This is a genomic window from Taklimakanibacter deserti (genome assembly GCA_003574785.1).
The window spans coordinates 179,677-188,413 of sequence record QORU01000016.1 but is presented as its reverse complement, the minus strand read 5'-3'; the positions used below and the strand labels follow the sequence as shown (position 1 = coordinate 188,413).

The 8,737-nt window shown below is 62.5% G+C and carries 8 protein-coding genes and 1 tRNA gene; 7 read left to right on the top strand and 2 right to left on the bottom strand.

Translation table 11 applies throughout. From position 1 onward, the window contains the following. Positions 1 to 173: 173 nt before the first annotated feature. Positions 174 to 731, bottom strand: coding sequence for a prephenate dehydrogenase/arogenate dehydrogenase family protein (locus tag DS839_RS29245; protein WP_438816554.1), 558 nt, complete (start codon positions 729 to 731; stop codon positions 174 to 176). Positions 732 to 2,146: 1,415 nt separating this feature from the next. After that, a tRNA-Ser gene (locus tag DS839_RS29240) sits at positions 2,147 to 2,236 on the bottom strand. Between the two features lie 273 nt (positions 2,237 to 2,509). On the opposite strand from DS839_RS29240, the gene DS839_RS29235 reads away from it, so the two are divergent. The 7 genes from DS839_RS29235 (at position 2,510) to DS839_RS29205 (ending at position 8,724) form a co-directional block, all read left to right on the top strand. After that, the gene (locus DS839_RS29235; RefSeq protein WP_119274041.1) at positions 2,510 to 2,929 is read left to right on the top strand and encodes a DUF2147 domain-containing protein; all 420 of its coding nucleotides are present in this window, start codon (positions 2,510 to 2,512) and stop codon (positions 2,927 to 2,929) included. A gap of 131 nt (positions 2,930 to 3,060) precedes the next feature. After that, positions 3,061 to 4,122 (top strand): tetratricopeptide repeat protein, encoded by a 1,062-nt coding sequence (locus tag DS839_RS29230; RefSeq protein ID WP_119274040.1) that lies wholly within the window; start codon positions 3,061 to 3,063, stop codon positions 4,120 to 4,122. Positions 4,123 to 4,286: 164 nt separating this feature from the next. Next, positions 4,287 to 5,228, top strand: coding sequence for a septal ring lytic transglycosylase RlpA family protein (locus DS839_RS29225; RefSeq protein WP_119274039.1), 942 nt, complete (start codon positions 4,287 to 4,289; stop codon positions 5,226 to 5,228). Positions 5,229 to 5,326: 98 nt separating this feature from the next. Beyond that, on the top strand, positions 5,327 to 6,493 hold the full coding sequence (locus DS839_RS29220) for a D-alanyl-D-alanine carboxypeptidase family protein (RefSeq protein ID WP_119274038.1): 1,167 nt from the start codon (positions 5,327 to 5,329) through the stop codon (positions 6,491 to 6,493). A gap of 1 nt (position 6,494) precedes the next feature. After that, the gene (gene tmk, locus DS839_RS29215; RefSeq protein ID WP_119274037.1) at positions 6,495 to 7,124 is read left to right on the top strand and encodes a dTMP kinase; all 630 of its coding nucleotides are present in this window, start codon (positions 6,495 to 6,497) and stop codon (positions 7,122 to 7,124) included. Continuing rightward, a complete protein-coding gene (locus tag DS839_RS29210; protein ID WP_119274036.1) occupies positions 7,121 to 8,149 on the top strand; it encodes a DNA polymerase III subunit delta' in 1,029 nt (342 codons plus the stop codon). Before tmk ends, DS839_RS29210 begins: the two co-directional genes overlap by 4 nt. A 14-nt stretch (positions 8,150 to 8,163) precedes the next feature. Further along, complete coding sequence (locus DS839_RS29205) at positions 8,164 to 8,724, top strand: DUF4166 domain-containing protein (protein ID WP_119274035.1); 561 nt, start codon at positions 8,164 to 8,166, stop codon at positions 8,722 to 8,724. Positions 8,725 to 8,737 lie beyond the last annotated feature (13 nt).

The window sequence follows — 8,737 nt, the reverse complement described above, 5'->3', positions numbered from 1 at the left end:
TCGCGTCCACTGCGACCGGGATCGCCCGGCTTTCCAGACAGTTCCGGCGCAATGCGCTGCCATTGCGCATCGTTCAACATCAATCGAATCAAGGCTGCCCTCCAGTTTTCAGCCTTGAATCAAATTTCCGATGATTTGGGAATCGTCCCAGCTAATATGATTGTAAACAGGCCTTAGTGCAAGTCGGCATCGAGAGCCGAGGCAAGGTCGAAGAAGCGGCGGCGCACCTCCAAGGCGTACGGGTTCAGGCGTTCAATCGCATCGAAAAGTTCGGGCGGGTCATGGCGTACCATCTCCATAGCCTCATAAAGCAGATCGAAGCTGCGCGTGGTGATCAGATCCGGCAGCGGCTCCATTTTCACGAGCACCTTCGCTATGAGGTGGGTCAAGCCCTGCGAAAGTGCGGCGTCTCGATCATGCGCATCGGGCGTCGTTTCGATCACTTTGAGTCCGAGTGCAATCTGAAGGAAAGCGGCAACGCGCCTGTGACTGTCCCCCCTTATAGGGCAAAGCGCGATCTTGAGGCCGCGCAGGCCATGGCGCGCGCTTTGCGGGCCGAAAAGCGGGTGCGTCGCGACGATGTCGACATGAGGAGGAAGCAGTTCTCGCATGAGTCGCGCAGGTTCGACCTTCACTGATCCAACGTCGAGAACCAGTGCTCCAGGTCTGACGAGCGGTGCGATGACCCTCAGCGTTTCCGACATGCTTGCAACGGGAACGGCGATCACCACAACCTGGCACCCGGCCGTCTCGGCTAGTCCCGCGCTCCCGGCGAAGGCCGGATCGAAAACATGGAGCGTGAAGTGTGGCGAAAGGTGGCGAGCGACCAAACGTCCAAAAGCGCCGAAGCCGATGAGGCCAAGGGACCGGAGACGGCGAGGCCGATGCGACACATCTTGGAGGGTAGGTATTTCTTCGAAGGGAGGCATTCCGAGAACTCCGCTGACAGGCTGCGGAGCCAGAGCTGTCTACCGTCTACCGGGTCACAACCGCTGGCCAAGCAGCGGTTGAAGGACGACAAAGCACCCCGCCGCTAATAGAGCGGCCCGTAATACATTCCGGCAATGAAGAGGTTCTTGGTCATGAGGTGCGGATAGCGAACGGTGCCGTTCGTGTCAAGGACGCCTCTCGCGCGTCTTGAGCACAGGGCGAAGCAACAGGGGAAGGGCTTCCTACATGCCCCGCGGCGCGCCGGCATCGAGCGCGGCGGGACCGCAAATGGGCGCGCGAAATCTCCACCGTGGCCAATTCGCTTCAGCGCGGTGTCCCGGTCGAATTACGAAAATTGCTCTCCGTTCATAGGCATATTTGATTTCCACTGCGCGGCGCAGAGGTTCGTTTACAGGGGCCGCGCCGCCAAAATTGAGATCTATTGTGATTGAGCCGGTGACGTCGGCGTCTTCAGGACTGGCTTATAAGGCGATGAGTTTCGCTCTTCTTCAGCCACCAGCGGGTCTATTTGTCCGCTTTCTTCCACTTGTGGAGCCGGCGCCGCCGGAGGCGCTTGGCTTGTCTGGTGAGTGCCTGGCGCCGAAGAGTCGGCCTTCTCAGAATTGGCGCAGCCGGAAAGTAATGCAGCAACGGCCGCGGTCCCCAGCGCCAGCTTCCAGTCTCCTTGTCTCATGGAGTTATCCGTCCCCTACCGGCCCGCCCCGATAGGCCTTAAACGGGCCTATAGCGCGCTTTGCCCCATCTGTATTCCTGGCCCGTCGATACAAAGGCATAACAAACGGTGCGCATTCCCCGTGGCAGAAAGCGGGTCGGGTTGAGCGTTTGGCAGAGGCCTCCATCGCTTGCCCGCCATACGCCCGTCCCTTCGCCCGCAACAGCAGCCCGATAGCTCAGCGTACCATCGCCATGAAAAGTGACGGAACCTTTGATGCCTTGCAGGAGGAAGGTGAAACTTCGATCCGACAAGGCCTGCGTGGTTTGGACGCCTGTGAGAGTGCCGGCCGGAAGCAAGGCCGCATGAACAGACGTCTCAGCGTCATCCATTTTGGCAGAATGGGAGGCTGAGCAAGCCACCAACCCAGCACAAACCACAGAAACCGTCACCGCTTTGGCGAGGCATTCAATCGTCATCCACGACAAGCCTTTGCCTCCAGATTACGGGGCTCCCTTGGCTGCCATATTTAAGCATCAGAAATGGCGGAGGGGGAGGGATTCGAACCCCCGGAGGGCGTGAACCCTCAACGGTTTTCAAGACCGCCGCAATCGACCGCTCTGCCACCCCTCCAGGGAAGGCCGCGGAGACATAGCACTGCTGGGGCAGGGCGCAAGGGCCATGCATCTTCCCCGAGCAGTTTGATGCGCCGCCTGCGGAACAATCCTGAAACCTCTGTAGTTAAAGGAGAAAATGGAATTAACGGCATTTGCCAATAAGCCGTCCATGCCGCAAAGTCGACACGATGTTGCCATGCCGTCAACCAAAGTGGTGGTCATGGACTTGTGATAAATCAAGGGGATCTACATAGTTCCCCTAAATCGGCACAACGACTGGAGATCGATAATGAAAACCATCAGCTTCGCCGTTCTCGGCCTGCTGGCCACAACCGGCTTTGCCTTCGCGGCTGATCCGTCGGGGACATGGCGTCTGGACAATGGCAAAGTGACCGTGAAAGTCCGCCAGTGCGGCGGCGAGGTCTGCGCCAATATCGTCGGACTCAAGGAGCCGACCTATGCCGACGGCTCGGCGAAGATCGACAAATACAACAAGAACCCGGCCCTGCGTAAGCGCCCGTTGATGGGCCTCGCGGTGTTGAGCGACATGAAGCCGACCGGCGACAACACCTGGGCCGGCAATATCTACAATGCCGATGACGGGCGCACCTACAGCGCCACCATGACGCTCTCGGGCAGCACCATGAAGCTGAAAGGCTGCGTCGCCGGCATCTTCTGCAAGACGAACACCTTCAAGAAATTGAACTGAGTCTCCCTGCGTCCACTGAGAAAGGTGGTCTGCCACCCGAAGCCCCGACAGGGGCGTAGGGTGGCCAGAGTGCTGACACATTTTGTGGCCAGACTCGGTCACCGATCGATGATGAGACCGGGAGTTTGCATATGATGCGCAGGTTGGGTCTTGCTCTGGCGGGCATGAGCATTGTCGCCCTGACGTCTTTGAGCGCCGCCGCCCAGACGCTCGACACCTTGCCGTTCAAGAAGAAGTTGGCGCTCGCCAAAGCGGGCGATGAGGAGGCGCAGTTCGCCGTCGCCGAAGCTCTGGCCGCTGGCAAGGACGTCAAGGTCAACAAGGCGGAAGCGTCGAAATGGTATGGCAAAGCCGCCGACCAGGGCAATGCCGATGCCCAGTTCAAGCTGGCGACGCTGTTCCATGAAGGGGCACCCGGGCTCAAGAAGAATCCGGAGCGCGCGGCCAAGCTCTACGAGGCGGCCGCCAAGCAGGGCCATGCCGAAGCGCAAAACTGGCTCGGCTATTGCTACCAGCACGGCCTCGGCGTCGCGCAAAGCGACAAGGATGCCGTTGAATGGTACCGCAAGGCCGCCGATACCAAGCTCGCCATGGCCGAGAACAATCTCGGCCTGATGTATCTTTCCGGCAAGGGCGTCGAAGAGGATTACGCCAAGGCCTTCGAGCTTTTCCAGCGCTCGGCCAATCAGGGCTATGACTGGGGCATGAACAATCTCGGCGGCCTCTATGAAAAAGGCTGGGGCACCGAGCAGGACATGGCGAAGGCGCTGTTCCTCTATCGCGAGGCAGCCAAGAAAGGCAACGACGCGGCGGAGAAGAGCGCCAAGCGGATCGAGCCGCTGGTCATCAAGACGGAAGCCAATCCGTCGGTCCAGCCGACAGCGGCGGCGCCCGACAAGCCGGCCGTGACCTTGCCGCCCGCGATCAAGGCCGCCCCCGACGGCAGCAGCGGTCCGGCACCGCTCAGCGCCGACAATCCGCTCGACAGCAAGCCTGCGGCAAAGTCCACCGACAGCAGCAGCGGTCCGGCACCGCTCAGCGCCGACAATCCCCTCGACAGCAAGCCTGCGGCAAAGTCCACCGACAGCAGCAGCGGTCCGGCGCCGCTCAGCGCCAACAATCCGCTCGAGGGCAAGCCGAAGCCGCCGCCGGTGCCGGAGAAGAAGGTCAAGTCGGATTCTTCAGGCGGGTAAAGCGCGCCATTCTTCACCAGCGATGGCACCCGACTGACTGTCGGCGCCCCCTCATGATCTGTTAACCACGTCTGTGAACGCCGCCTTTACGGGCGCGACGCCAAAACTTTTCCCATTGCACGCTTGTGCAACGGGCCGGGGGGCCCGTGAATGGGGAATAGTCCATGCGTCAACTGCTGAAGTATTCAGCCGTCTTCATCGCCATCGGCCTGATCGCGGCTGGGTGCTCGTCGTCGAAGAAGAAGGATCCCTTCGCCGGCATCGGCAGCCCTTATTATTCGAAGGCCGGACCCTTGCCGAAAGGCGGCGGACGCTACCATGTCGGCAAGCCCTATGAAGTCGCCGGCGTCTGGTTCACGCCCAAGGAGCAGCCGGGCTACGACAAGGTCGGCATCGCTTCCTGGTACGGCCCGCAATTCCATCGCCGCATGACGTCGAACGGCGAATGGTTCGACATGAACGAATTGACCGCGGCGCATGCGACCTTGCCGCTGCCGAGCTATGCCAAGGTCACCAATCTCCAGAACGGCCGCAGCGTGGTGGTGCGCGTCAACGATCGCGGTCCCTTCGTCGACACCCGCATCATCGACATGTCGCGCCGCTCGGCCGAGCTTTTGGCCTTCAAGCCGCAAGGCATGGCCAAGGTCCGCGTCCAATATATCGGGCCGGCCCCGCTCAACGACCAGGGTCAGCATCTGGCGGCCATGAACCGCGAATTGCGCAACGGCACGCCCCTCAACCGGATGATGGCGGCGGCCGAGGGGTGGTCGACCGGCGAGACCGAGGTCGCGGCGGTCGACCAGGGTTTCGAGTCTTATCCGACGGTTCAGACCAATATCGCCTCCGCCAGCACCGCTTATGAGACGCCCGACTATTTCGTGCAGGTCGGCTCCTTCGCCGATCCCTACAATGCCGAGCGCGCCCGCGAGGAACTCGCGAATTCGGGTCCGGTCGAGGTCCAGGAGCTCATGGGCTCGCAAGGGCCGCTCTATCGCGTGCGCATCGGGCCGATGAAGAACCAAGGCCAGGCCCAATTGGCATTGCGCCAGGCCGTCGATCTCGGCCATCCCGATGCCCGGCTCATCATGGCGAACGCCGCACTCTAGTCGGCCGTGGATCCGTCACAATTTAGCTTGGCTGATGGGCGTAAATCCTTATCGCCAAAGTCTTCAACTTTGGCGGGATTTGCTCTAGCTTCAGCCCCATGATCATCCATCGCGTTCTTGCCTTCATATTTGCGAGCGTGCTCGCGATCGCCGGCGCTGCCGCGCAGACGGCGCCATTGCCGCCGCCGCTCGACACCACGGTGCCGCGCGCCATCCTGATGGATGCGCGCACCGGTCTCGTGTTCTATGAAAAAAATGCCGATGAGCTGATGGCGCCCGCCAGCACGAGCAAGCTGATGACGGCGCTCCTGGTCTTCGACGCGCTGAAGGACGGCCGGATCACCCTGGATACGGAATTCCTGATCAGCGAGGATGCCTGGCGGCGCGGCGGCGCGCCATCCGGCGGCTCGACCATGTATGCGACGCTCAATTCGCAGGTCAAACTCTCCGACCTCATCCAGGGCGTCATCGTGCAGTCGGCCAATGACGCCTGCATCGCGATCGCCCAGGGGATAGCCGGATCGGAACCGGCTTTCGCCGACCGCATGACGGAGAAGGCACGCGCGCTCGGCCTCACCCAGGCCGTCTTCCGCAACTCCACGGGGCTTCCCGACCCCGAACACAAGATGACCACCCGCGAGCTGGCGCTGCTCGCCCAGCACATCATCAAGACCTATCCCGAATATTACCATTATTACAGCCAGCCCGAATTCACCTGGAACAAGATCTCGCAGAAGAACCGCAATCCGCTTCTCGTCGACTATCAAGGCGCCGACGGCATGAAGACGGGCTACACCAAGGAGGCGGGCTACAATCTCGTCGGCTCGGCGATGCGTGATGGGCGCCGGCTCATTATTGTCGTGTCGGGTGCCGCATCGATCGAGGAGCGCCGCAAGGAGGCGCAGAAAATCCTCGATTGGGGCTTTAGGCAATTCCGTCCCATCGAAGTCTATGGCGCCAATGACCGCGTCGGGCGCGCCCGCGTCTGGGGCGGCGACAGCCGCTGGGTCGATCTGGTGACGCCGCAATCGATCAGGGTGCTGCTGTCTCCGGCCGAGCAGCAGAAGGTCACCGTCGATCTGCATTATACCGGCCCCCTGATGGCGCCGGTGAAGGCTGGTGAGAAAGCCGGCATCATCCAATTCAATCTCGAGGGGCGCACGGTGGCCGAGTTCCCGGTCGAAACCGCGCGCGACGTCACCCCTGTGTCCTCCATGTGGCTCAAGGCCTGGGATAGCCTCATCTATATGGCCCTCGGCGGCTGACGTGACCGGCCGTTTCATTACCTTCGAAGGGGGCGAAGGCACCGGCAAGAGCTCGCATGCCCGCGATCTGGCCGAGACCTTGCGCGCGAAGGGCAGGGGCGTCCTCCTGACCCGCGAGCCGGGCGGATCGCCTGGTGCCGAAGACATCCGCGCCCTCCTGGTCATCGGCGCGGTCGGGCGCTGGTCGGCGACCGCCGAGACGCTGCTCAATTACGCCGCGCGGGAATCGCATCTGCGCGAGACGATCAGGCCGGCGCTCACGCGAGGAGACCTCGTGATCTGTGATCGGTTCATGGATTCGACCCGCGTCTATCAGGGTTTCGCCGGCGGCTGCGACATGGCGCTGATCGAAAGCCTGGAACAGAAGATCGTCGGCGAGACCCGGCCCGATCTCACCTTGATCCTCGACGTCGATCCGGAACTGGGCCTGGCGCGCGCGAAAAAACGCGCCGACGGCGAGGACCGCTTCGAGAAAAAGGGCCTCGCCTTCCATCGCAAGCTGCGCGAGGGCTTTCTCGCCATCGCGGCCCGCGATCCCAAGCGCTGCCGTATCGTCGATTCGAGCCGGCCTTATGAGGAAGTGGCGCAAGATATCTGGCGCCTCGTCCAACCGCTCGCCGGTGCCCTATGAGCGAGGACGCGGAAGATCCGCGCGAAGGCGAGCACCATCCGCGCCGGCGCACCGATCTCGTAGGCCATCAGGCGGCGGAAGAGCTGCTGCTGCGCCAATACACATCCGGGCGGATGCATCACGGCTGGCTCTTTGCCGGGCCGCGCGGCATCGGCAAGGCGACGCTTGCTTTTCGCCTGGCGCGCTTTCTGCTGTCGCATCCCAATCCCCAATCGGCCGCCGGCAGCACGAGCCTCTTCGTTCCCGCCGAAGCGCCCGTTGCGCATCGCATCGCATCGCGCGGCCATGCCGATCTCTTCGTCCTCGAGCGCGCCTATGACGCCAAGGGCGAGCGCCTCAAGAGCGAGATAGCGGTCGATGACGTGCGCCGGGCCTCGGGCTTCTTCGCGCGCACCGCGGGCGAGGGCGGCTGGCGCATCTGCATCGTCGATGCGGCGGAGGATCTCAATACGGAATCGGCGAATGCGCTGCTCAAGATCCTGGAAGAGCCGCCGGCCCATTCGCTGTTCATTCTGGTCAGCCATCAGCCGGGCCGGCTCCTCGCGACGATCCGCTCGCGCTGCCTGAGGCTCGATCTGAGCCCGTTGAGCGAGACCGACACCATCACGGTGCTGGAGGGCATGGCCGAGCAGGGGGCGGAGGACATAAAGCGCGCGGCACAACTCTCGCGCGGCAGTCCGGGTCGGGCTCTCGAGCTCCTGAACTCGGACGGGGCGAAGTATTTCGACCTCTTGCGGCAGTTGATGTCGCGCTCTCAACCTATTGACCTTCCTGCCAAAATATCCATCGCCGACGGCCTGCAAGGGCGCGATATGGGCGAGGACTTCATGATCTTCTCCGAGCTTCTCCTGACCCATGTCGCCGATCTGGCGCGGCGCTCGGCGCTCGCCGGCGGAGGGGCCGCCCTGGCCCGGGCGCATGAGGAAATCGGCAACACCCTTCGCCAGGCCAGCGCGCTCAATCTCGAACGCCGCCAGACCGTGCTCGATATGCTGGGCATATTGGGAGCAAGCAGGGCCTCATAGAAGTCCGCCAGACGATGCGAGCGCCGCTCTATGCCCGGATCCTGAATTCAGCCTGGCATGACCTGCCGGCGGAAATCCGCGCCATGCATGATGTCGAAGGGAGCGCTTTGGCGGAAGGTCGCGCTTCAGTAGAGCGCGGAGGAGGATGGCTGGCGCGCCTGGCGGCTTTCGTCATCGGGTTTCCCGCGGCGAGCACCGATACGAAGGTGAGCCTGCGCTTCGAGGCCGCGGACGGGATCGAGACCTGGACCCGGACTTTTGGAGAGCACAGTTTCCGCAGCCGGCAATTCGCGGGCAGCGGCCGGTCCCAAGGCCTCCTTTGCGAACGCTTCGGCTCCTTGACATTCGCCATGGCGTTGGTGCTCGAGGACGGACGCCTGTCGCTCATCCTGCGGCGCTGGTGTGCCTTCGGCATGCCGATGCCGATGGTCCTGTGCCCGCGCTCGATCGCATATGAGACGGTGGAAGAGGGACGCTTTCATTTTCATGTCGAGATCAGCCATCCCGTGACCGGGCTCATCGTGCGCTATCGAGGCTGGCTCAAGGGCATTCCCTTGGCTGGGCAAATGCCCTAAACCTCGACGCCTC

What these genes read in the sequence shown, in the direction of transcription:
- DS839_RS29225 (WP_119274039.1), top strand. Translation starts at nt 4,287, where the DNA reads ATGCGTCAACTGCTGAAGTATTCAGCCGTCTTCATCGCCATCGGCCTG.
- DS839_RS29205 (WP_119274035.1), top strand. Translation starts at nt 8,164, where the DNA reads ATGCGAGCGCCGCTCTATGCCCGGATCCTGAATTCAGCCTGGCATGAC.
- DS839_RS29235 (WP_119274041.1), top strand. Translation starts at nt 2,510, where the DNA reads ATGAAAACCATCAGCTTCGCCGTTCTCGGCCTGCTGGCCACAACCGGC.
- DS839_RS29210 (WP_119274036.1), top strand. Translation starts at nt 7,121, where the DNA reads ATGAGCGAGGACGCGGAAGATCCGCGCGAAGGCGAGCACCATCCGCGC.
- DS839_RS29220 (WP_119274038.1), top strand. Translation starts at nt 5,327, where the DNA reads ATGATCATCCATCGCGTTCTTGCCTTCATATTTGCGAGCGTGCTCGCG.
- DS839_RS29230 (WP_119274040.1), top strand. Translation starts at nt 3,061, where the DNA reads ATGATGCGCAGGTTGGGTCTTGCTCTGGCGGGCATGAGCATTGTCGCC.